The organism is Collinsella sp. LCP19S3_D3, assembly GCF_052121455.1.
Lineage (GTDB): Bacteria > Actinomycetota > Coriobacteriia > Coriobacteriales > Coriobacteriaceae > Collinsella.
The window spans coordinates 49,155-71,235 of record NZ_JBQKEF010000006.1 but is presented as its reverse complement, the minus strand read 5'-3'; the positions used below and the strand labels follow the sequence as shown (position 1 = coordinate 71,235).

The following is a 22,081-nucleotide window of genomic DNA, read 5'->3' as shown; positions in this document are numbered from 1 at the left end:
GAGCTTATTATCCGTTTTGCGACCAAACATTTTATTGGGCAACCCGCCCTCGGGGCCAACGGTCCCGTATGTTTCCGTCGCGACGCGTCTCGCCCACCGTTAGGGCTTACATTGCTGCAATTGGGCCATTCGTCCTGTCTTTAAGAGGTCGACGGCGTATCCTTGTAACCTACAACAAAACGAGAAAGGTTCCGTATGGATCGAAACGAACTCGACCCCAGCGTCCCCAGCGCCACGGAGGTCAAGAAGATTCCCCTCATCATTAAGGTGTACGCCGTCCTGTGCATCCTGTCCGGCGTAGGCACGCTCCCTTCGGTCGGCGCCTTTATGTGGCAGGTCATCACCGCGCTCATCAACGGCAACGCCGCCGCCAAGCTCGGCGACAACACGCTCGTCGCGGTCGGCCTTATCGTCGCCGGCATCATGCTCTCGGCGGCGAGCGCGGTCATCTTGATCATCTTTGGCCTGGACCTCATCAAGAACCAGCGCCGCAACGCCGCGCGCCTGTCCTATATCCTTATCGCACTTACCGTCGTTGAGCTTTTGGTCGACGTGATGCTCCAGGGTATCGGGCCGTTCTTGCTGCGCCCCGCCATCCAGCTCGGCATCCTCGTCGCGCTTTCGGCCACTGTTGACCCCACGCTTCGTCAGGAGCGCGAACTGCAGCGCCGCTTGCAGGAGATGCTCGATCGCGACGCCGCCGCCGAGGGCATGCTCGGCCGCGATGAGACCGGCGAGGGCTACATTAAGCTCAACTACTTCAACCTGTTTTGGGTATTCTTTGTCTGCTGCGTGCTCGGCCTGATCCTGGAGGACATCTGGCACATGACGGTCGACGATCCAGGCGTCTACCAGAACCGCGCCGGCATGCTATTTGGCCCCTTCAGCCCCATCTACGGATTTGGCGCCGTACTCATGACCATGGTGCTCAACCGCTTCTACAAAAAGAACCCCATCATTATCTTTTTGGTGAGCGCCCTGCTTGGTGCAAGCTTTGAGGTCTTTGTGGGCTGGTTTATGCAGACCTCGTTCGGTGTGGTCTCGTGGAACTACTCGCATATGAAGCTCTTTGGCATGCCCGATCCGCTCGCCGTGCTTACGGGCGGTCGCACCTGCACGGGCTTCGCCTGCCTGTGGGGTCTGGGCGGACTCATCTGGATCAAGCTACTGCTGCCCAGATTGCTCAAGCTCATTAACATGATTCCCTGGAAGAGTCGCTACTCAGCCACCGTCATCTTTACCATCATCATGCTGGTCGACGGCGTCATGACGCTGCAATCGCTCGACTACTGGTACCAGCGTGTCAACGGCACGGCCAGCGATATTCCCGTTGCGCAGTTCTACGGAAAGTACTTCGATAACGAGTATATGGAAAATCGCTTCCAGAGCATGACCATGAGCCCCAAGGACGCCACGCGCGTGTAGCGAGCGCCGGCACAAAACAGCCCCAACACACCAAAGCCCGCTGGCAGATCTACATGAACTGCCAGCGGGCTTTTGCTACAGACGTACACGGGTTGCCGGCTAGGTGTTACGCTTCGCGCTCGACCTCGCTCACGCACTCGTTCTTGATAGTGCCGACGAGCGCCTGCAGGGCATCGACCACATGCGGGCGAATGTCTCCGCCAATGAGCACGAGCATGATATCGTCGCCCACGGCAAGCTCGCCGCTCGCCAGCCATACGCGCACATAGCCGATGCCGGGCATCGCGCGCGTCGCCTCGATGGCAGCCTGCACCTTGCTGGCGTCGTAGCCAAACACCACGCCGCCCACCTTGTGGCCCGGCGCCACGCCATCGGTCTCGACACCGCGCGCCTCGGACTTGGGTGTCGCACGCACCACGCCATTGTGCGTCAGGTACATGCCACACGCCGGCGCCGAAGCGTCGGCCTTGGCTTCGCGCAGCCACGCATCGACCGAAGGCATCAATTTGCCACTTTCAAGCATCGCTTCCCCTTTTTTTCCGTCGTCGAGTAGCTAATTTGGGACGGGGCTCTTTTAGCTACCCCCGTCACCTAACCCAGCAAAATCATTCTGCATATCCGGGGTAGCTAAAAGAGCCCCGTCCCAAATTAGCTACTCTCGAACCACTTATTCCTCGACCGGCGTGAGTACCATGACGGCGCGCGTATTGCTAAATGACAGTGAGCGGCAGGTCACAAGTGTTACGACCTTGGTTGCCGAAGCGGCACGATCGGTGGCATCGCTCGCCACGGCAGAGGCACCGTCAAGCATCTCGGACAGATAATTCGTCAGCCCGTCGTCGCCCTCAAAGTTGGTCGCGCGCGCCTTGGAGTACGTATCCTCAACCACCTTGGTCGCCAGCGGTCTCAGCTTATACGTGCCATCGCGCGTGATGTAGTACACGTACTCGATGCTGTCGAACGTCGCCTGGTCGGTGGTGTCCGAGATCACATTAAACATCGATCCGTCGTTCATATGGTGGCCGTAGATTGTCGTCTGCTGGTCCACCATGCCCGGCGCGACATCTTCGAAGTCCAAGAAAATCGCACCCGATGCATTGGACGTACCGTCAAACAGCGTGTTGAGGTATTTAGAGTTGTCCTTGGCCTGCACCACGGGATAGTTGATGTTGGTATCCGGCACATAAATCCATCCCACGATCTCGGGATTTGCCTTAGCAAGAGCGTCAAAATCGACAATCGGCACGCCGCTCGCATCCTTATCGCTCACGTACTGCTTCTCGATCTTTTGGTACGAATCGCTCGCCTGCTTGTAGCCAATCTGTGCATTGATAAAGATGGCGGCAGCGGCAACGATCAGACCGACACCGATAATGATGAGCAGGATGGGAAAAACGGAACTGCGCTTTTTGCGCGGCGGTTCGGTGTAATTCGACAGCGCGGCATGCGATGAAGACCGGGGTGGCTTCTTAGCTGCGCTATAAGACGAGGGACGATACGCAGCCGGCGTATCCTGACGGCGATGGGACGTCGGCGTTACGGGGCGCGGCGCACGAGCCTGTTGAGGAGAGGATGCCCGACCCTGCTGCATGGAGCGGGCCGATCCCGACTTGGATGGATCGGGGATCTGAGAAGCCGAGAAACGTTTTCCCTGATAGTCGGACATAACTCTCCCTATGATTACAACGGAACGGCAAGCCGCTTAGGCGTCAGCCATCTCCTGCTTCATCTTCTCGATAATTGCGCGATACTCGGGATCGCAAGCACCCAGAATCTGCGTGGCGTAGATGGCGGCGTTCTTGGCGCCGTTGATGGCAACGCATGCCACAGGCACGCCCGAAGGCATCTGCACCATCGACAGCAGCGAATCCATGCCGCCCAGATCACTCGTCTTCATAGGCACGCCGATAACCGGCAGCGGCGTAAAGGCAGCCACGACACCGCCCAGATGCGCGGCCTTGCCGGCTGCGGCGATAATCACCTTGATGCCACGGTCGGCGGCAGTCGAAGCCCACTCGTGGACCTTCGCCGGCGTACGGTGCGCGCTGGCAATCACGAGCTCATAGGGCACACCGAGCGCCTCGAGCTCGGCGGTGCAGCCTTCCATAACGCCCAGATCGGACTTGGAACCCATGATGATCCCGACAACCGGCTTTTGATCTGCCATAAACAAAGACCTCCTGTTGAGAGCGGTGACGCGGCCAATCCGCGACCCTTAACTACTGAGAGTAGTATAGCTGCTCCCGTCCCTGCGGTCTGTTGGTGCTCTGCGGCGGCCCGGTGTTTTCATCTTCACTCCGGTTGCTGCGCAAAGTCGCTCAGATGAAAACACCGGGCCGCCGCAGAGCACCTTCGACCTACCGGGGATTGCCATGACGTACGTTGGCTGAAATATTAACGTGGGATCTGCCGTTCATTCGAACGGCAGATCCCACGCTCACTTTATTTCTCAACCCTAGTCATCGCGCAAAGTCCCTTCGACAGCACACGGTGCAGCAAAGTCACCGCAGGCCGGGGCGGGAGGCGGACCTTTCTCTCGGAAAACTTCGCGAAGCCCAGTTTCCGAGAGAAAGTGTCCGGCTGCCGCCCCGGCCGACCAGGTCACATTACACCGTGTACTGCGGCAGGTCCTGCAGGGCGATGACGTCCATGCCCATGTCGTTGGCGCTGCCGTGGCCCTGCTGGTCCTCGCGCACCGCCTCGATAGCACTCACGTAGGTGTTGGCGGCAGACATCGCCGTCACGCAGGTCACGCCGCGGCGCACCGCCTCGGTGCGCAACAGATAGCCGTCGCCGCGCGAGCCCGGGCCGTACGGCGTATTGATGATCACCGCGATCTTGCCATCGGCGATAAGGTCACCGATGTTGGGACGTTCGCCGTCGTGCGGGCCGCTGATCTTTTCCACGACCTCGCACGTCACGTTGCCTCCACGCAGCACGCGCGCCGTACCCTCGGTAGAGCAGATGTCAAAGCCCAGATAGCGCAGGATACGGGCGACCGAAAGGATATGGCGCTTGTCGCGATCGCACACGCTAATGAACACCTTGCCGGCGCTCGGATCAGGCAGTTTGTAGTCAATCGCCAGCTGTGTCTTGGCGTATGCCTCGGGATAGCTCTTGGCGACACCCATGACCTCGCCCGTCGACTTCATCTCGGGCCCCAGGATAACGTCGGCTCCCGGGAAACGGCCCCAGGGCATAACGGCTTCCTTCATGCAGAAGCAGTCCAGCTGGCGCTCGTCGCTCGGCAGGCCCAGGCTCGCGATGGAATCGCCCGCCATGATGCGCGCCGCGCACTTGGCCAACGGCACGCCGGTGGCCTTGGAGATAAACGGCACGGTACGGCTGGCACGCGGGTTGGCCTCGATCACGTAGACGGTCTCGCCCTTGATGGCATACTGCACATTGACCAGGCCGCGAACTCCCAGCGCCATCGCGATGCGGCGCGTGGTCTCGCGGAGCTTCGCCTGCAGACTCTCGCTAAAGCTAAACGGCGGAATGCAAGTCGCGGAGTCACCGGAGTGGATACCGGCCTCCTCGATATGCTCCAGAATACCGCCGATGTAGACCTCCTCGCCGTCGCACAGGGCATCGACATCGGACTCGATCGCGCCCTCCAGGAAGCGGTCGAGGTACACCGGGTAGTCGGGGCTAATGCGCGCAGCCTCGGCCATGTAATCGTGCAGATGCTCGGCATCGTAGGCGATCATCATGCCGCGGCCGCCCAACACATAGCTCGGACGAACCAGCAGCGGGTAGCCGATATGCGCGGCCACGGCCTCGGCCTCCTCAAACGAGGTGGCCTGACCCGCCGGCGGGTACATAATGCCCAGCTTGTCGAGCAGGGCGGCAAAGCGCTCGCGGTCCTCGGCAAAATCGATGGCATCGGGCTTGGTACCCATGATGTTCACGCCGCTCTCCTCGAGCATGCGCGCCAGCTTAAGCGGGGTCTGGCCGCCGAGCGTCACCACGACGCCGTCGGGGCGCTCAACATCGATAACGTCCATGACGTCCTCGTAGGTGAGCGGCTCAAAGTACAGACGATCGGACGTGTCGTAGTCGGTCGAGACGGTCTCGGGGTTGCAGTTGACCATGATGGTCTCGAAGCCACGGGCCGCCAGCGCATAGCTCGCGTGCACGCAGCAGTAGTCAAACTCGATACCCTGGCCGATACGGTTGGGGCCGGCACCCAGAATCATCGCCTTGGGCTTATCTGCCGGCGTGGTCTCGTCGGGGGCAACGCACTTCTTGGCGACCGGGCTCGTGCGGTAGATGTTTTCGTAGGTCTTGTAGTGATACTCCGTGGCACTCGAGAACTCAGCAGCGCAGGTGTCGACCGTCTTCATGCTGGGAACCACGCCCAGGCCCTTACGGTAAGCGCGAACAAAGCGCTCGTCCGAGCCGGTCAGCGCGGCAATCTCGGCATCGCTCGTGCCATACTGCTTGAGCAGGCGCATCGCGTCTGCGTCGATGTCCTCCACGCGCAGGCCGCGAATGCTCTCCTGGACCTGCACCATATCGTTGATACGGTTGAGATACCACGGATCGATGCCGCAGATGGCATGGATGCGCGCGACATCCCAGCCACGACGCAGGGCCTCGACCACAAAGAAGATGCGGTGCTCAGTCGGGGTGCCCACGGCCTGAGCGAGCTCGTCGTCGCTCAGCTTATCGGCACCTTCCTTGCCACCAGCGCAAATGCCCTGATGCCCGTCCTCCAGCGAGCGCATGGCCTTGCCAAAGGCCTCCTCAAAGGTGCGGCCGATCGCCATGATCTCGCCCACGGCTTTCATGCGCGTTGTGAGCGTGGGGTCGGTACCCTTGAACTTCTCAAAGGCAAAGCGCGGCACCTTGACCACACAGTAGTCGATCGTGGGCTCAAAGCAGGCAGGCGTTGCTTTGGTGATGTCGTTGACGATCTCGTCGAGCGTGTAGCCCACGGCCAGGCGAGCGGCGGCCTTGGCGATGGGGAAGCCCGTGGCCTTGGAGGCCAGTGCGGACGAACGGCTCACGCGCGGGTTCATCTCGATGACGATCAGGCGACCGGTCTGCGGGTTCACGGCAAACTGCACGTTGGAGCCACCGGTCTCGACGCCGATCTTCTCCAGAATGGCGAGCGAGGCGACACGCATGCGCTGATACTCAAGGTCGGAGAGGGTCTGCGCCGGCGCCACGGTGATGGAGTCGCCGGTATGCACGCCCATGGGGTCGAGGTTCTCGATGGAGCACACGATGATGCCGTTGCCGGCGTGGTCGCGCATGACCTCCATCTCGTACTCTTTCCAACCCTCGATGGACTCCTCGACCAGCACCTCGTGGGCGGGCGAGAGCTCAAGGCCCTGGCTCACGATGGAGACGAGCTCCTCGTGGGTGTGCGCGATGCCGCCGCCGGCGCCGCCCAGGGTAAAGCTCGGGCGCAGCACGCAGGGATATCCCACGCGCTCGGCGATGGCCTCGGCGTCGGCCACGCTGTAGGCATAGCCCGAGCGCGCGACCTCCAGGCCGATCTCGGCCATGGCCTCGTTAAAGAGCTTGCGGTCCTCGCCGCGCTCGATGGCGGCAAGGTCGCAGCCGATCATCTCGACGCCGTACTGGTCGAGCGTACCGTCCTTTGCCAGCTCGACGGCGGCGTTCAGACCGGTCTGGCCGCCCAGCGTGGGCAGCAGCGCGTCCGGGCGCTCCTTCTTGATCACGCGCTCGATAAATTCGGCGGTGATGGGCTCGACATAGGTGCGGTCGGCCAGGCCCGGGTCGGTCATGATAGTCGCCGGGTTGGAGTTGACCAGGATGACCTCAAAGCCATCCTCCTTGAGCACCTTGCAGGCCTGGGCGCCGGAGTAATCGAACTCGCAGGCCTGGCCAATGACGATGGGGCCCGAGCCAATGACGAGGATGCGCTTGATGTCAGTACGTTTAGGCATGTTAGTTCTCCTCGGTCTCGGTCGTGGCGGAACCCTCGTCGGCAAAGTTCCAGCCCTGCAGGCGGTCCTTCGCGGTGTCGATGTCCAGGTAGTTCTCCTCGCCGTCCATGAGTCGCGTAAAGGCGGTAAAGAGATAGTGGGCATCGGTGGGGCCGGGCGAGGCCTCGGGGTGGTACTGGACCGAGAAGCACGGGGCATCGAGCAGCTGAATGCCCTCGGCGGTGCCGTCGTTGAGGTTCACGTGCGTCAGGCGAATGCGGCCAAAGCGCTCGTTCATCACGACGGGCGCGATACCACGGCGCACCCAGACGCGCAGATCGCCGTCGGCCGCATGCTCGGTCTCGCCGCCCGAAAGTTCGGGGACAAGCTTGCCCAAGCTGGGGAACAGCAGGCCAAAGCCATGGTTTTGCGCGGTAATTTCCACGCGGCGGCTGACCAGATTCATAACCGGCTGGTTACCGCCACGGTGACCGAATTTGAGCTTTTCCATCTGGGCACCGCATGCCAAGCTGATCATCTGGTGACCCAGGCAAATGCCAAAGACGGGCACCTTGCCGATCAGCTGCTGCACCTGCTCGTAGGTCTCTACCACGGCATCGGGGTCGCCGGGACCGTTGGACAAAAAGACGCCATCGGGATTCATGTCGAGTACCTGACGCGCGGGTGTATCCCACGGCACGACGGTAAGGTCGCAGCCAGCACGGACCAGACCCTCCAGGATGCCACGCTTGACACCGCAGTCGTACGCGACCACGTTGTGGCGGGCGGGAGCGGGGGCCGCAAGCGCAAAGCCATGCTCGGCAGGCAGATCGCTTCCGGCGAACGGATGGGGCGCAGGGCAGCTCACGGTCTTGACCAGGTTCTCCCCCACCAGCGTGGGAGCAGAGGCCAAGCGCTCGGCAAGCTCGTCGATGTCGAGGACCTCGGTCGAGATAATGCCCATCTTGGAGCCATTGTCGCGCAGGTGGCGCACCAGGGCTCGGGTGTCGACGCCCTCGATAGCGACGATGCCGTGTGCGCGCAGGTACTCCGGCACGCTGACGGCCGAGCGCCAGTTAGAAGGCGTGGCACACATGTCGCGCACGATCATGCCGCGCATGGCGGGAGCACTCGCAGGGCGTACGTCATCGCCGGGGAAGGCGGACTGAACATCGGTCTCATCGATGCCATAGTTGCCAATCTGCGGATAGGTCATGGTAACGATCTGGCCAGCATAGCTCGGGTCGGTCATAACCTCAAAGTAACCCTCGAGTGAGGTATTGAAGCAGACTTCGCCGGTCGCGGTGCCCTCGGCACCACATGCACGGCCATAAAAAATGGTCCCATCCTCAAGGTACAGGATGCAGGGACCGCAAGCACCCTTGCTGGTTTTGGCCAGCATGCGCTGGCACAGTTCGCTGGGCGCGATGGTGCGGGCGGCAGCGCCCGCAATATGGTTGTTCGCCATAGTTCTCCTTCCCGGTCTCTCGGGACCGGCTTAAAGGTGTGTAGTTAGGCCTCGCGGTATTCTAACCGTAAGCATGACTTATGGCGTTAATTACATAGAATTGTTTACAAAATGATAATTATGACTTCTTATGCATAATGATTTTTCTGGGACGGGGATTAAAAAATCATTCTGAAAGCAGAGCTTTGTCGCTGAATAGTCAATTTGGGACGGGGCTATTTTAGCTGCCCCGTCCGTCAATCAACCTAACCGTCGTGCCACCAGCCGGGGTAGCTAAAATGGCCCCGTCCCAAATTGACTACTCGCCAACCGCATACATGACAGAATAATTTTTTAATCCCCGTCCCAGAAAAATCGTCCCGCGTGGGCTTGCGGCTCACGCGGGATGTCATCATTCTATGTGGCTGCGGACTACTTTTGCTTGTCCTGCTCAAGTAATTCGGACGGGGTGCGGCCAAGCTTGCCGCCACGGAAAATCTCGCGGCCGTGCAGGCGGTGCTCCAGGTCACGTTCGGCCTTTTCCTCGTCAATCTTAGTCTGGCTCACCGCCGGGTCCTCGATGAGCGACGATACCGAGTTCACCTGTTTCTGAATACGCTCGGCAATGGTGTCATCCATGCTCACGATACGCATCTTCCAGTCGATATTGGTGGCGTTGGAAGAGCTCTTGGTCCAGACGAACGTCATGATGGCACTCTGGTGGCCCTGGGCGGGAAACATGCCAAAGAAGGAATCATGCTGAATCCTGCTGTCCTCGTCGATATAGGCGTGGACGTTATACACCACACGGTCAATCTTGTCGTTGAGCAGGGCATTGGTTGCGAGCGCCGCCGCCTGAATCTGACCGTTGGACAGCAACTCGAGTTCATTGGCGGAAGACGTGTCCAGCACCGTCACCTCAACCGTGCCCGTACCCTCGTCGGCCTCGTCGACGGTAAAATCGAGCGGGAACTGCGTAAAGCCGTTGCCCCATTCAAGTCCACCTTTGAGCGCGGTCGAGACGGTATCCACCGAAACGCTCTCGGAGAGGTTCGCGGTGTTCAGGCGTCGCATCACGCCGTAGCCGATCTGCATGCCCACAATCAGCACCAGGATGCCGATAACCACGGCCATGGCAGTTTTCGTAATGGTATGGCTCACCTGCGAACCCGAAGGATCGTCCTCGGACAGCGGGTCGATATGTTTTGCCTGGCTCGCGCGATCCTCGCTGCGCAGCCGCGCCAGTGTCGCCTTGTCACCGCGTTTGACGGCAGACTCTTTCTCGCGCATGCGCTCGGTACGCTTTTTGGCGAGTGTAGGATCCAAGACGCCGGATGCATCGATTTCGGAGAATAACTCCGTCACTTCTTCCGGAGTCAGATGGTTCTTATCAGCCATAACCTTCCTGTCATATCAATCAGTCGAGCTCGTGCGCACGCGCACCTTCGAACTGCATTCGATAGTAACGGGCATAAGTGCCGCCACGGGCGAGAAGCTCCTCGTGCGTGCCACGTTCCACAACGCGACCATGCTCAACGGTCGCAATCTCGTCGGCATGCTTGATGGTCGAGAGACGGTGAGCGATGATGATCGTGGTGCGGCCGCGCGCCAAGCGCTCGAGCGACTCCTGCACCGCCTCCTCGCTCTCGTTATCCAGAGCACTGGTCGCCTCATCCAAAATAAGGATCTTGGGATTTTTGAGAAACACGCGCGCGATGGCGACCCGCTGCTTTTGACCACCAGAAAGACGGCTGCCGCGCTCGCCCACCACGGTGTCATAGCCCTGCGGAAGCGACTCGATAAAAGCATCGATGTTGGCGCGATGGGCCGCCTCGGCGATTTCTTCTGCCGTGGCGCCCGGCTTGCCATAGGCGATGTTCTCGCCAATCGTTCCGTCGAACAGATAGACATCTTGCTGCACCAGGCCGATGGATCGGCGCAGGCTACGCTGCGTCACGTCGCGCACATCCTGGCCGTCAATGCTAATGGAGCCGGCGGCAACGTCGTAAAAGCGCGGCAACAGCGAACAAGTCGTTGATTTGCCGCCGCCCGAGGGACCAACCAAAGCGATGGTTTGACCGGGCTTAATGGACAGATCCATATGGTCGATAACGGGACGCGTCCCGTCGCCCGCGCCCAGCTCGACATCCTCGTAGCTAAAGCACACGTCGCGATACTCAACAGCGCCGGCCGTCACCTGCAGATCCGCAGCACCCGGCTTATCCTGAATATCGGGGACAGTCGAGAGCACCTCGTCCATGCGCTTAAAGCCGGCGATGGCTTTCTGATACGTCTCGGCCGAATTGACGAGCGTCTCAAGCGGCGTGCAGAACAGCGAAATGTAGAGCGCGAAGGTTGCCATATCGACCGCCTGCAGCTGGCCTTGGGCAACGAGCCAACCGCCCAGCAGCACCACGATTACATAGAGCACGCCCGAGAGCAGACCATACGTCGCGGTGTAGACGCCCATGGCGTGATACATGTTTTCCTTGGACGAAAGGTAGCGATCGTTAGAGGCACGGAACTTAGAGCGTTCGGTCTGCTCATTGGCAAAGCTTTTGACCACACGCATGCCCGCCAGCGAATCCTGCAGCTGCGCATTGATGCCGCTGATCTTTTTGCGGTTATCGCTAAAGACCTCGCGCATGCGCATATTCTGCCAAAACATAATGACCGCGAACACCGCCGTCACCACGGCCATGGCGAGCGCGAGCACCGGCGCAATGGTAAACAGAATCACAAACGAGCCAATGATCTCGATACCGCAAATAATGATCCATTCGGGCACGTGGTGCGCCGCCTCGCAGATATCGAACAGGTCGTTGACCACGCGGCTCATCATGTCACCCGAGCTGTTGCGATCAAAGTACGCAAAGCTAAAACGCTCGTACTGATCGAACAAGTCCTCACGCATCTTGGACTCCATGCGCGCGCCCATCACGTGGCCCCAATAGCTCACAAAGTAGCGGCAGGCGCAGCGGGTGGCATACATCAGCACCAGTCCCACCGCGATCATACCGAGCGCCTGCATAATGGCAGTCTGGCCCTGGGTAAACAGCCCGCCGCACAGATTGCGCAGGATAATGGGAAACGCCAGGTCAATGGCGGCGAGCACCAGGGCGCAAATGGTATCGGCAACAAAAAGCCCCATCTGGGGCTTGTAGTAAGACATAAAACGCTTCAGCATGTGATCCTCAAAGAAATATCAGCAACGTAAGACCCTGGGACAAAGCAATCAGTAGTACTTGTCCCAGGGCTATCCCCACTCGTTACAGCTCAGAACCACCAAGGCGGTGCGCGATGCTGTCGCAGGCAAGTGCGCCCACGACGGTCTTGGCATCCTCGATCTTGCCGTCGAGCACGGCATCGATCAGCTCGTGCAGCGGCACCAGGTCAACGTTGACAAACTCGTCATCGTCGGGGTTGGGCGCATCGAACTCGAGCTTGGTGGCCAGGTAGATGTGAATAATCTCGTCGCAAAAACCGCAGGTCGTGACAATAGACGTTAAAAAGCGAATGCGCCCGGCCTTAAAGCCCGTCTCCTCATGCAGCTCGCGCCTGGCACAATCGAGCGGGTCCTCGCCTGGGTCGAGCTTGCCGGCGGGAATCTCGACCGTCACGCGGTCGATGGCGGTGCGGTACTGACGCACCAGTACGATCTTGCCGCTCTCGGTCAGCGCCACAACGGCCGCCGCACCCGGATGGCGAACGATATCGCGGGCGCTGCGGTGACCGTTGGGCAGCTCAACCTCAAGACGGTGGACGTCGAGGATCTTGCCCTTCCAGGCGCACTCCTCCGAAAGAATCTTCTCGTGCAGCTCGGCATCGTGCGGGTCGTCGTCGCCCAGCACCAGCGCCGGCTCGTCAGCGACCTCGCCACCAGGCTCGCCCTCGGCGTGCCCATACATGCGGCTGTCCTCTTCGACGATTTGCGCGTCCACGAGCTCTTCGTTCTTCTCGTCCATCCGTCTCATTCCTCTCGGATTTTAGGCATCCCAGGCGTCGCGGCCGCGCAGCGCGCGCAGGCCAATGTCGTGACGCAGGGTCTTGCCCTCAAAATCGATCTTCTCGCAAGCCTCGTAGGCAAGGTTGCGAGCGTTCTCGAACGTGTCGCCCAGCGCGGTCACGGCGAGCACGCGGCCGCCGTTGGTCACGAGCTGGCCGTCCACCACGGCGGTGCCGGCGTGATACACGGTCACGTTCTCCATGGCCTCGGCATCCTCGATGCCGGTGATGACCTTGCCCTTCTCGTAACTGCCGGGATAGCCCGCGCTCGTCAGGACAACGGCCACCGCCCACTCGTCACGCCAATCGAGCTCAATCTGGTCGAGCTCGCAGTTAGCGCAGGCAAGCATGACCTCGACCAGGTCGTTCTTAAGGCGCGGCAGCACGACCTGCGTCTCGGGGTCGCCAAAGCGGGCGTTAAACTCCAGCACCTTGGGGCCGGCGGGGGTAAGCATAAAGCCGCCGTACAGGCAGCCACGGTAATCGATGCCCTCGGCGGCGAGCTCGGCCACGGTCTGCTCCATGACCTTCACCATGGTAGCATGCTCCTCGTCGGTCACGATGGGCACCGGGCTGTAGACGCCCATGCCGCCCGTGTTGGGACCAAGGTCGCCCTCAAGCGCGCGCTTGTGGTCCTGCGAGGTGGCCATGGGGCGCACGGTCTTGCCGTCGGTAAAGGCCAGCAGCGAGCACTCGGGGCCAACGAGCATCTCCTCGATAACCACGGTGTTGCCGGCGTCGCCAAAGGTGCCGCCAAAGCACTCGCGCACGGCCTCTTCGGCCTGCGAAAGCTCGGTTGCCACAATAACGCCCTTGCCCGCGGCAAGACCGTCGGCCTTCACGACCAGCGGAGCGCCCTGCTCGCGCACATAGGCGAGAGCCGAAGCCTCGTCGGTAAACGAGCCGTAGGCGGCCGTCGGAATGCCCGCGCGCTCCATGAGCTGCTTGGAGAACAGCTTAGAGCCCTCCATCTGAGCGCCCTCGGCACCCGGGCCAAAGCAGGGAATACCCGCCGCGCGCACGGCGTCGGCCACGCCCGCCACGAGCGGAGCCTCGGGGCCAATCACCACGAGTCCGCATCCGTGGCTCTGTGCAAACGCCGCCACGGCAGCAGGATCGCAATCGTCGAGAACCACGTTCTCGCCGCAGCTCGCGGTGCCGCCGTTGCCCGGGGCGATGTAGAGCTTGCCGGCGCGCGGTGATGCCGCGAGCTTGGCTGCCAAAGCATGCTCGCGGCCGCCGCTGCCCAACAACAGGATGTCGATGGTTTGAGTGTCCGCCTTCAAGGGTGCCTCCTCTATGGATTAACGGCCCGTCAACCATGCGGGCCCATTACAAGCAAATATACCCCTCGGCCGCCCGTCCGGGCTGCGAAGGGGTATATCGCAATAACCAAATAACGCCGATTACTTCCAGAATCGGTTGATGATCTGCTCGCGACCGGCGCCAACACCGACAAACGTCACGCGCGTGTGCGCCAGATCCTCGACAAATGCCACGTAGTCCTGAGCCTCCTGCGGCAGCTCCTCAAAGCTGCGGCAGCCGGTAATATCGCACTTCCAGCCGGGAAGCTCCTCGTAGATGGGCTTGGCATGCTCAAAGCGCACCTGGTGCTCGGGCACGCTGGTGTAGCGCTCGCCATCGACGTCATAGGCCACGCACACCTTAATGGTGTCGAAGACCGAAAGCACGTCGAGCTTGGTCAGGGCGATGTCGGTAAGACCGTTGACGCGCGAGGCGTAGTTGGCTATGGGACCGTCAAACCAGCCGCAGCGACGACGGCGACCGGTGGTCACGCCGTACTCATAGCCCTCCTCGGTCAGCGTATGGCCGGCCTCGGACTCGTAGGAAAGCTCGGTGGGCATGGGGCCTGCGCCGACGCGGGTGATGTAGGCCTTCATGACGCCCAGCACGCGATCGACGTTTTTCATGCCAACACCAGAACCGGTGATCGCGCCGCCGGCGGTGCAGTTGGAAGACGTGACAAACGGATAGGTGCCATGGTCGATATCGAGCAATGTTGCCTGGGCGCCCTCAAAGAGCAGGGTCTTGCCCTCATCGATCATGTTGTTGAGCAGCAGGCTCGTCTCGGTGATGTACGGGCGCAGGCGCTCGGCCATGGGCAGGTACTCTTCACAGATCTGGTCCACGGTGTAGGTGGGCAGGCCGTAAAGCAACTCGAGCTCGGGATTCACGCGGGCAAGAGCGGTTTCCAGCTTGTCGCGGAAGAGCTCCTCGTCCAGCATGTCCTGCATACGAAGGCCAATACGAGCCATCTTGTCCTGATAGCACGGGCCAATGCCGCGCTTGGTGGTACCGATGCTCTTCTTGCCGAGCTTCTGCTCAAAGGCGCCGTCCAGGTCGACGTGATACGGCATGATCACGTGTGCGTTGCCGCTGATCTTGAGGTTCTTGGTGGTGATGCCATCGGCCTCGAACATGTCGATCTCCTCAAGGACAACCTTGGGGTTGACGACGCAGCCGTTGCCAATCACCGACACGTGGTCGGCGTACATGATGCCGGAGGGAACCTGGTGCAGGCCGTACTTCTTGCCGTTGACAACGATGGTGTGCCCGGCGTTGTTGCCGCCCGAATAGCGCACGACGGCATCGAAGTCGCCGGCGATCAGGTCGCAGATCTTACCCTTGCCCTCATCGCCCCACTGGGCACCGACCAAAACGGTTGACGGCATGTTTACTCCTTACATACATGGACTGTCTGCGCGCCACACGGCGGGCAGAAGCACAAAACATCCCCAGTATACCCGTGCAACGGGCGCCTGTCCTACTCCTCGGTATGTACCCCATCAAGCTCATAGAACTTGGTAGATGCCGGCAGGAACATCAGGTCGACGTCGCCGATCGGGCCCGAACGGTTCTTGGCCACGACAATACGCGTGACGCCCTCGTCGGGTCGGTCGTCGCGCGAGGCCTCAGCCTCGTCGGCGGAACGGTCCAGGAACATGACGATATCGGCGTCCTGCTCGATGGAGCCCGATTCGCGCAGGTCGGAAAGCTGCGGGCGCTTGCCGGTACGGGATTCGACCTGACGCGACAGCTGAGACAGCGCGATCAGCGGAATCTTGAGTTCCTTGGCCATAATCTTTAAGCCACGAGACATCTCGGAGACCTCGACGGTGCGACTCTCGGAACGGCGTCCCGGCGGAGGACTCACCAGCTGCAGGTAGTCCAAGATAATGATGGCCTTCTCCTTGTTGTGGAGCATGCGGCGGCTCTTGGCGCGAATCTCGGTCACCGTGGTGCCGGGCGTATCGTCAATCAGAATATCGAGCTTGGACAAGGTCTGCGTGGCCTCATTGATATTGGCCCACTGCTCGGGGCTAATGCGACCCATGCGAAAATCACTGATCGAAATCATGGCATAGGCGCAAATCAGGCGCTGGGCAATTTCCTTGCCCGACATCTCCAGCGAGAAAAAGCCGACGGTGTAGCCCGCAGCGGCGGCATTGAGCGCCAGGTTTAGAGCGAACGAGGTCTTACCCACGGCGGGGCGGGCGCCGATAATGATGAGCTGGCCCTCACGGAAGCCCATAAGCATGCGGTCGAGTGACGGGAAGCCCGTGGGAACGCCCGCTGCCTGGCCACCGGCCTGGCACACTTCCTCGGCCTCGTTATAGGCCTCGACCATAAACTCGGTCAGTGTCTTGTAGCTCGACTTAACCTCGCGCGCCGTAACCTTGAGCAGTTTGCTCTCGGCCAGCTCAACGACCTCTTTGGTATCGGTGGGGGCGTTATAGGCCAGCGCGTTAATCTCGTTGGTAGCGCCAATCAGCTCACGCAGCATCGAGTCGCGACGAACGATGGCGGCATGGTGCTGCCAGTTGACGAGCGACAGGGTCTGACCCATCAGCTCCAAAATGTACGCCTCGCCGCCCACGGCATCGAGCTTGTTGATGCTTCGCAGGTAATCGATCAGCGAGATGGAGTCGATGGGGATGCGACTGTTGTACATATCGACCATCGCGGTATAGATGGTCTTATGAATGGGCCGGTAGAAATCGTCGGGCTGCAGTTCGACCTGGGCTTCTTCGACCACCTCGGGCGATAGCAGCATGGCGGCCAGTACGTTGGCCTCTGCATCTTGGTTTTGGGGGAGACCCAACTTGGAGCCGCGGTCCTCGACCGTCAGCCATGTCTCCCTATCGTCGTATGCCATGAGCATCCTCATTCATATCGCTTGCGAGCATCCATAGTATCAGCCACAGCTTTAAATCGAGGCGCGCCTTAATAATCATCACCGAACCAAACGGATGAACGGTCCCTTATGTGGGACTACATCTCCATGTATGACGTGACACCCACTCAGCGCAAAAAATAAAAGGGCGCCCCGGTCTCCCAGAGCGCCCTTCTTAGAACAAGATTGTTGCGTTGCAGCAAATGCTACTCGGCAGCAGCCTCGGTCTCGACCTCGGCGGTCTCGGCCTCGGCGACCTCAGCGGCCTCCTCGACCTCAGCCTCGGCAGCGAGCTCCTCGGCGGTAACGCCGACGAGAACGACAACCTCGGCCTTGATCTCGCGGTACAGCGAGATGGCAACGGTGTGGGCACCGGCAACCTTGATGGGCTTGCCGAGCTCGACGCGCTTGCGGTCGATGTCCATACCGAGCTGATCCTTGATGGCGTCAGCGATCATAGCGGCGGTGACGGAGCCAAAGAGGATGCCCTCGTCGCCGACCTTGACGTCAACGGTGACCTGCTTGCCCTCGAGGGCAGCCTTGGTCTCGTTGGCGGTAGCCAGACGGACGGCCTCGCGCTTGGCGATGTTGTTGCGACGCTCGTCAAGCTGCTTGAGGTTGCCCTTGGTGGCGGCAACAGCGAGCTTCTTGGGGAACAGGAAGTTCTCAGCGTAACCCTGAGCGACCTCTACGACGTCACCCTCGCCGCCCTTGCCCTTGATCTCATCGAGAAGAATAACCTTCATGATGCGTCTCCCTTCTTAGCCGCGGTCGCGGTTGCCACGAGAGGAAACCACGGGGACGGTGTACGGCAGGAGAGCCATCTCGCGGGCACGCTTGATGGCGTTGGCGATGTCATGCTGATGCTGCGTGCAAGCGCCAGTGACGCGACGGGGCTTGATCTTGCCACGGTCGGTCATGTACTTACGGAGAAGCTGAGTGTCCTTATAGTCGATGAACTCAGTGTTCTCCTTGCAGAACTGGCAGTACTTACGACGCGGCTGACGTGCAGAAAAATCATTAGCCATGTCAAAATACCTTTCATTTGGCAACTTCGGCGAACCGAAGCCGCCTCTCACTCAAAAATAGGTGAACAACCCTTAAAACGGGATGTCCTCATCGTAGACGTCGACCGCGGGCGGCGTAGCCACCGGTGCGGCAGGACGTGCTGCGGGCGCGGGAGCTGCGGGGGCGTAACCGCCCTGATCGTAGCCACCCTGGCCACCACGGGAGCTCATAAACTCGATCTCATCGACGATGACCTCAAGCTTGCTCCTGCGCTGACCGTCGCGCTCCCAAGAGCTGTAGCGCAGCTTGCCCTCGATCGCGACCTTGTTTCCCTTTGCCAGGAAACGGCTCACGGCCTCGGCGCGGGTGCCGAACATAGTGCAGTCGACAAAGTTGGGATAGTCCTCCCACTCGCCAGTCTGCGCATTGCGGCGGCGATCGTTCACGGCGACGCCAAAGGACAGAACCTGGGTTCCGCCGGCAGTGGCGCGCAGCTCGGGATCGCGGGTGAGGTTACCGGTGATGTTCACTCGATTGATGCTCATTACTCACTACTTCCTCTTGGGGCACAAGCCCAGTCCAAAACGACAGTCTTACTCCTGGTCGTCGCGACGGACGATCATGTGGCGGACCACAGCGTCGGTGATGCGCAGGACGCGATCAAGCTCGGCGATCTGGGTAGGATCTGCGTGGAAGTTGATGAGGGTGTAGTCACCATCGGTGAGGTCGTTGATCTCGTAGGCGAGCTTGCGCTTGCCCCACTCGTCAACGGAGTCGACCTTGCCAGCGCCCTCAGCGATCGTGGTATCGATACGCTTCATAACAGCGAGACGAGTCTCGGGGTCGAGCGACGGGTCAACAAAGAACAGCAGTTCATAAGCCTTCATATTGTCACCTCCTCTGGACAAATGTGGCTTCAGGTCGTGAAGGTGCGCCTGAAGCAGGAAAAGACTTGGTAATAGTATCTTTCAACCTCCCAGGCTGCAAGAATATGCAGCTACAACCTCATGACCTCCACATATGTCCATACTCGCACGGCCTTTCTTGCGTATTCCAACCAAATGCTGGCCAAGAGCTTGACGGATTTGAGGACAAGGGCGGGTACATGCCGACTTTCTGCCAGATAACCGCAAGTCGCTCGCAGCATGGCTGCGGTCGCAAAATGCACACCAGTGGCTCTCCGCGCACACAAAATCCACCGGAACTTAAGTATTTGGAGCAGATAGAACCCCTGTTTGGGCGGGCATCTCGGCATCGCACCCGTCAGTCCACCCCCCTTGCGTATTCAGCCAGCACGCGCTCGAGATATGCCAGGACTCCGGCGGTGAAGTAATTAGGCTTGTAATCGGCGTTGCTCGACTTGTTGTTCTTGATCACGACGTTGACCCCGGCGAGCTTCGAGATAGGCGTGTCGTGGCTCGCCGTGATCGCAATGATCTCGTATCCGAGCTCGGCAGCGTGGACGCACGACGGAAACAGGGCCATTCCGCTCTCATTCAAGACCAAAAGCACACCATCGCTCATCGCATCCGCCACGCCATGCCCATACGGCATCGCCGATATCCCCAGCTCGCCCAAGCGGATGAGCATATATTCGAGACAGATCTCGACATCGCCCACCGAATCGATGAGGACCGTCTGTCCAGCATGGCGCTTAAGAACCGAAACGACCATCTCCACGCTCTCAGCCAACGCCCCCACAGACTCCCCCGAGCCGTGGTAGTGCCTCAGCTGCTCCGTGAAGTCGCTCCAGCTCGCATAGCCCAAGCTCACCGCAGCGCGCGCGACCGTCGAGCGGGCGACACCCGTCGCCTCCGCTGTCTCGCGCACCGTGGGCCTCTTTCCCAGTCGAGCCCTCGACCGTACGTATTCGTACACCCTGCTCTCATTTGCCTTCATCTAAGCCAGCCCCCTACTGAGCCCCGAGTAGACGGCAAATGCCTTCTCGAGCAGTACGATCACTCGAGAAACGAACATGTCCGTCTCGAGGCCGTCATTTTGCGCAATCGGGACGACCATATCGGCATCGGTGTCGCTGGCGCGGCGCCTATCGTCCGAGACCACCACGATAAAGAAGCCTGCCCTCCGCGCGGCAGAGAGCATGCCTTTGCCGTAATCGTCCACCTGTCCTCGCCCCTCTCGTCCCGGCAGCTCTTTGTGAAAGTAGAAAAAGGCCACCCCGGGCTCCAGACCACAGGGGTCCGCCATGGCATAGTCGTAGGACGGAGGAACCGATAATCCAAACGAAGCGAGCTTGCGGCTCATATACGAGGCGATGAGCGCTGCGCACCGGCGGTCCCCCGAGAAGATGAAGTTGCCCTTGCCCCGGCACGCGAGAAACACATGCGCCAGGCTCCCCGCCTGCGCGTCGGCATCTCCCTCGACGATGCGCCGGGGGAGCAGCAGGGTGTCGCTCGACTGGGCGTTGAGGCGCACGTTGCAGGCAAAGTCGTTGAAACCGCGATATCCGAGCTTTTGAACCGCCTTGATAACAGTCCCTTTTGCCACATGGCACTCCTCAGCGAGCTCTGTGAGCGTAATCTCCTCGTTTTGCGCGACATGTTGCGAGATATGGCGAAACACCGCCCGCTCGAGCTCAGAAAGATGAACCACAACAACACCTCTTTTGCACTCCGAAACGCCAAAAAGCGGCTCCATCCACAAAGGAATAGAGCCGCATCATAACGCACATCTCGATAAGACGTCCTATTTGACGTCCTATTTGACTACTTAAGCTCGGGCCAGTACTCCTTGTTTGCCGCGATGTAGTCATCGAGCAGGGCGCGGGCCTTATCCGTGTCGTTAACCAGGCGGTTGAGCGTCAGCGCGTCGAGGGCTTTGCGGTAGCTCCCCTCGAGTGCAGCATCGGCCGTCAGCTTCTCGTAAGCAAACTGGTTCTCAAGCAGGCCTTTCTGGAAGGCCGGGATCTCGCCCACGTTAAGCGGCTCGAGGCCGTTGGTGCCGGCGATGCAGGGAACCTCGACCATGGCGCCCTCGGAGAAATTGGGGATGATGCCGTTGTTCTCGGTCATGCACAGGAACACATCGTGCGTGTTGTGGGCGAGGGCGTAGGCGAGGTCGACGATATAGGTGGCGTGGTCGTCGTCCTTGAGACTTTCAAGCGTAAAGGCGTACTTGGTACCCTCAAACTTGCCGTTGGCGATAACCTCGTCAATCATCTCGAAGATCATCTTCTCGTGACCGTTCATGACCTCATCAGCGCGGGTGTAGTCGGGGTTTTCCTCGGCAAGCATATGCTGATTGTACAGATAGTACTGGAGGTAGGTGTTGGGAAGCATACCGTCGCTGCACTCGCGGACCATCTTGCGCATAAAGTGGAAGGTTGCCGACCAGCTGGCATCGAGCTCGCTGAAGGCCTCCTCGGGAAGGTCCTCAGAGAAGATCTCGCGCAGGCGCGGCAGGTAATCCTCGCCGGTCTCCTTGTCGAGCACTGCCGTGAACCAGCCATAGTGGTTCAGCCCGAAGTAACGCGGCTCGATGGAGTTGCGGGGCACGCCGAGAGCGTCTGCGTACTGGTTCATGATGCCTACGGGCATATCGCAGATATTGATGACGCGCTTGTCGCCGGGGAAGACGCGCTTGGTAGCCTCGGCGACAATGGCCGCCGGGTTGGAGTAGTTGAGCACCCAGGCCTCGGGGGAGTACTTGCGGATGTTCTTGATGATGTCGCAGACAGCGGGGATGGAGCGCATGCCGTAAGCAAAGCCGCCGGCGCCGCAGGTCTCCTGGCCGATGCAGCCGTGCTTAAGGGCGATGTGCTCGTCGGAGCGACGCATCTTCATGCGACCGGCGCGAATCTGCATAAAGGCAAAGTCGATATCGGTAAAAGCTACCTCGGGATCGGTGGTGTCAATAACCTCGCAGCCGGGATAGTACTCATTCATCAGCAGGCGGCCGTACTCGCCCACCTTGGCCTGGCGATCGTATTCGTTATCGTACAGAACGACCTTGGACAGGGGAAAACGCTCCTGCTCGGCCACGAGCATCTTAAGGATACCCGGCGTATAGCGAGAGCCGCCTCCGACGATACAGACCGTGAACTTTTTGTCTTCCATGATGTTCTCCTTAATCTTGATTAAG

Annotated in this window: 19 protein-coding genes; 1 reads left to right on the top strand and 18 read right to left on the bottom strand. The window is 60.2% G+C overall.

Going from position 1 to position 22,081, the window contains the following annotated elements; all coding sequences use genetic code 11:
* Positions 1-195 precede the first annotated feature (195 nt).
* Complete coding sequence (locus ACTQXM_RS03895; RefSeq protein ID WP_441537049.1) at positions 196-1,425, top strand: putative ABC transporter permease; 1,230 nt, start codon at positions 196-198, stop codon at positions 1,423-1,425.
* Between the two features lie 106 nt (positions 1,426-1,531).
* Here the strand turns inward: ACTQXM_RS03895 and ACTQXM_RS03890 are convergent, their stop codons facing one another.
* From ACTQXM_RS03890 to ACTQXM_RS03805, 18 genes are all read right to left on the bottom strand, one after another.
* Complete coding sequence (locus ACTQXM_RS03890; protein WP_154516726.1) at positions 1,532-1,948, bottom strand: molybdenum cofactor biosynthesis protein MoaE; 417 nt, start codon at positions 1,946-1,948, stop codon at positions 1,532-1,534.
* A 144-nt stretch (positions 1,949-2,092) separates the two neighbouring features.
* Positions 2,093-3,091: a class B sortase gene (locus ACTQXM_RS03885; protein ID WP_441537048.1), complete on the bottom strand. Its 999-nt coding sequence runs from the start codon at positions 3,089-3,091 to the stop codon at positions 2,093-2,095.
* 36 nt (positions 3,092-3,127) lie between these two features.
* Positions 3,128-3,592 (bottom strand): 5-(carboxyamino)imidazole ribonucleotide mutase, encoded by a 465-nt coding sequence (gene purE / locus ACTQXM_RS03880; RefSeq protein ID WP_154516732.1) that lies wholly within the window; start codon positions 3,590-3,592, stop codon positions 3,128-3,130.
* A gap of 439 nt (positions 3,593-4,031) precedes the next feature.
* Positions 4,032-7,346: a carbamoyl-phosphate synthase large subunit gene (carB, locus tag ACTQXM_RS03875; protein WP_154516735.1), complete on the bottom strand. Its 3,315-nt coding sequence runs from the start codon at positions 7,344-7,346 to the stop codon at positions 4,032-4,034.
* Between the two features lies 1 nt (position 7,347).
* Positions 7,348-8,793, bottom strand: a complete 1,446-nt coding sequence (carA, locus tag ACTQXM_RS03870; RefSeq protein WP_441015236.1) for a glutamine-hydrolyzing carbamoyl-phosphate synthase small subunit — start codon at positions 8,791-8,793, stop codon at positions 7,348-7,350.
* A gap of 411 nt (positions 8,794-9,204) precedes the next feature.
* Entirely contained in the window at positions 9,205-10,170 is a 966-nt protein-coding gene (locus ACTQXM_RS03865) for a hypothetical protein (protein WP_154516741.1), read from the bottom strand.
* A gap of 19 nt (positions 10,171-10,189) precedes the next feature.
* Positions 10,190-11,959, bottom strand: coding sequence for an ABC transporter ATP-binding protein (locus ACTQXM_RS03860; RefSeq protein WP_441537047.1), 1,770 nt, complete (start codon positions 11,957-11,959; stop codon positions 10,190-10,192).
* Positions 11,960-12,041: 82 nt separating this feature from the next.
* Positions 12,042-12,737 carry an NUDIX domain-containing protein gene (locus ACTQXM_RS03855; RefSeq protein WP_195838565.1) on the bottom strand — a complete coding sequence of 232 codons (696 nt, stop codon included), beginning with the start codon at positions 12,735-12,737 and terminating at the stop codon, positions 12,042-12,044.
* Positions 12,738-12,758: 21 nt separating this feature from the next.
* Positions 12,759-14,063, bottom strand: a complete 1,305-nt coding sequence (purD, locus tag ACTQXM_RS03850; protein WP_154516747.1) for a phosphoribosylamine--glycine ligase — start codon at positions 14,061-14,063, stop codon at positions 12,759-12,761.
* A 120-nt stretch (positions 14,064-14,183) separates the two neighbouring features.
* A complete protein-coding gene (locus ACTQXM_RS03845) occupies positions 14,184-15,470 on the bottom strand; it encodes an adenylosuccinate synthase (protein WP_427717940.1) in 1,287 nt (428 codons plus the stop codon).
* A 92-nt stretch (positions 15,471-15,562) separates the two neighbouring features.
* Positions 15,563-16,960: a replicative DNA helicase gene (dnaB, locus tag ACTQXM_RS03840; RefSeq protein WP_427718155.1), complete on the bottom strand. Its 1,398-nt coding sequence runs from the start codon at positions 16,958-16,960 to the stop codon at positions 15,563-15,565.
* A 218-nt stretch (positions 16,961-17,178) separates the two neighbouring features.
* Positions 17,179-17,718 (bottom strand): 50S ribosomal protein L9, encoded by a 540-nt coding sequence (gene rplI / locus ACTQXM_RS03835; RefSeq protein WP_154516756.1) that lies wholly within the window; start codon positions 17,716-17,718, stop codon positions 17,179-17,181.
* 15 nt (positions 17,719-17,733) lie between these two features.
* A complete protein-coding gene (gene rpsR, locus ACTQXM_RS03830; protein ID WP_006235829.1) occupies positions 17,734-18,000 on the bottom strand; it encodes a 30S ribosomal protein S18 in 267 nt (88 codons plus the stop codon).
* 72 nt (positions 18,001-18,072) lie between these two features.
* Positions 18,073-18,525, bottom strand: coding sequence for a single-stranded DNA-binding protein (locus ACTQXM_RS03825; RefSeq protein WP_006235830.1), 453 nt, complete (start codon positions 18,523-18,525; stop codon positions 18,073-18,075).
* A gap of 48 nt (positions 18,526-18,573) precedes the next feature.
* Positions 18,574-18,867, bottom strand: a complete 294-nt coding sequence (rpsF, locus tag ACTQXM_RS03820) for a 30S ribosomal protein S6 (RefSeq protein ID WP_006235831.1) — start codon at positions 18,865-18,867, stop codon at positions 18,574-18,576.
* Positions 18,868-19,243: 376 nt separating this feature from the next.
* A complete protein-coding gene (locus ACTQXM_RS03815) occupies positions 19,244-19,810 on the bottom strand; it encodes a hypothetical protein (RefSeq protein ID WP_441537046.1) in 567 nt (188 codons plus the stop codon).
* Positions 19,811-19,879: 69 nt separating this feature from the next.
* Positions 19,880-20,593 (bottom strand): hypothetical protein, encoded by a 714-nt coding sequence (locus tag ACTQXM_RS03810; RefSeq protein ID WP_441537045.1) that lies wholly within the window; start codon positions 20,591-20,593, stop codon positions 19,880-19,882.
* 113 nt (positions 20,594-20,706) lie between these two features.
* Positions 20,707-22,056, bottom strand: a complete 1,350-nt coding sequence (locus ACTQXM_RS03805) for a family 4 glycosyl hydrolase (protein WP_441063252.1) — start codon at positions 22,054-22,056, stop codon at positions 20,707-20,709.
* Between the last annotated feature and the right edge of the window lie 25 nt (positions 22,057-22,081).

What these genes read in the sequence shown, in the direction of transcription:
- ACTQXM_RS03895 (WP_441537049.1), top strand. Translation starts at nt 196, where the DNA reads ATGGATCGAAACGAACTCGACCCCAGCGTCCCCAGCGCCACGGAGGTC.
- ACTQXM_RS03890 (WP_154516726.1), bottom strand. Translation starts at nt 1,948, where the DNA reads ATGCTTGAAAGTGGCAAATTGATGCCTTCGGTCGATGCGTGGCTGCGC.
- ACTQXM_RS03885 (WP_441537048.1), bottom strand. Translation starts at nt 3,091, where the DNA reads ATGTCCGACTATCAGGGAAAACGTTTCTCGGCTTCTCAGATCCCCGAT.
- purE (WP_154516732.1), bottom strand. Translation starts at nt 3,592, where the DNA reads ATGGCAGATCAAAAGCCGGTTGTCGGGATCATCATGGGTTCCAAGTCC.
- carB (WP_154516735.1), bottom strand. Translation starts at nt 7,346, where the DNA reads ATGCCTAAACGTACTGACATCAAGCGCATCCTCGTCATTGGCTCGGGC.
- carA (WP_441015236.1), bottom strand. Translation starts at nt 8,793, where the DNA reads ATGGCGAACAACCATATTGCGGGCGCTGCCGCCCGCACCATCGCGCCC.
- ACTQXM_RS03865 (WP_154516741.1), bottom strand. Translation starts at nt 10,170, where the DNA reads ATGGCTGATAAGAACCATCTGACTCCGGAAGAAGTGACGGAGTTATTC.
- ACTQXM_RS03860 (WP_441537047.1), bottom strand. Translation starts at nt 11,959, where the DNA reads ATGCTGAAGCGTTTTATGTCTTACTACAAGCCCCAGATGGGGCTTTTT.
- ACTQXM_RS03855 (WP_195838565.1), bottom strand. Translation starts at nt 12,737, where the DNA reads ATGGACGAGAAGAACGAAGAGCTCGTGGACGCGCAAATCGTCGAAGAG.
- ACTQXM_RS03845 (WP_427717940.1), bottom strand. Translation starts at nt 15,470, where the DNA reads ATGCCGTCAACCGTTTTGGTCGGTGCCCAGTGGGGCGATGAGGGCAAG.
- dnaB (WP_427718155.1), bottom strand. Translation starts at nt 16,960, where the DNA reads ATGCTCATGGCATACGACGATAGGGAGACATGGCTGACGGTCGAGGAC.
- rplI (WP_154516756.1), bottom strand. Translation starts at nt 17,718, where the DNA reads ATGAAGGTTATTCTTCTCGATGAGATCAAGGGCAAGGGCGGCGAGGGT.
- rpsR (WP_006235829.1), bottom strand. Translation starts at nt 18,000, where the DNA reads ATGGCTAATGATTTTTCTGCACGTCAGCCGCGTCGTAAGTACTGCCAG.
- ACTQXM_RS03825 (WP_006235830.1), bottom strand. Translation starts at nt 18,525, where the DNA reads ATGAGCATCAATCGAGTGAACATCACCGGTAACCTCACCCGCGATCCC.
- rpsF (WP_006235831.1), bottom strand. Translation starts at nt 18,867, where the DNA reads ATGAAGGCTTATGAACTGCTGTTCTTTGTTGACCCGTCGCTCGACCCC.
- ACTQXM_RS03805 (WP_441063252.1), bottom strand. Translation starts at nt 22,056, where the DNA reads ATGGAAGACAAAAAGTTCACGGTCTGTATCGTCGGAGGCGGCTCTCGC.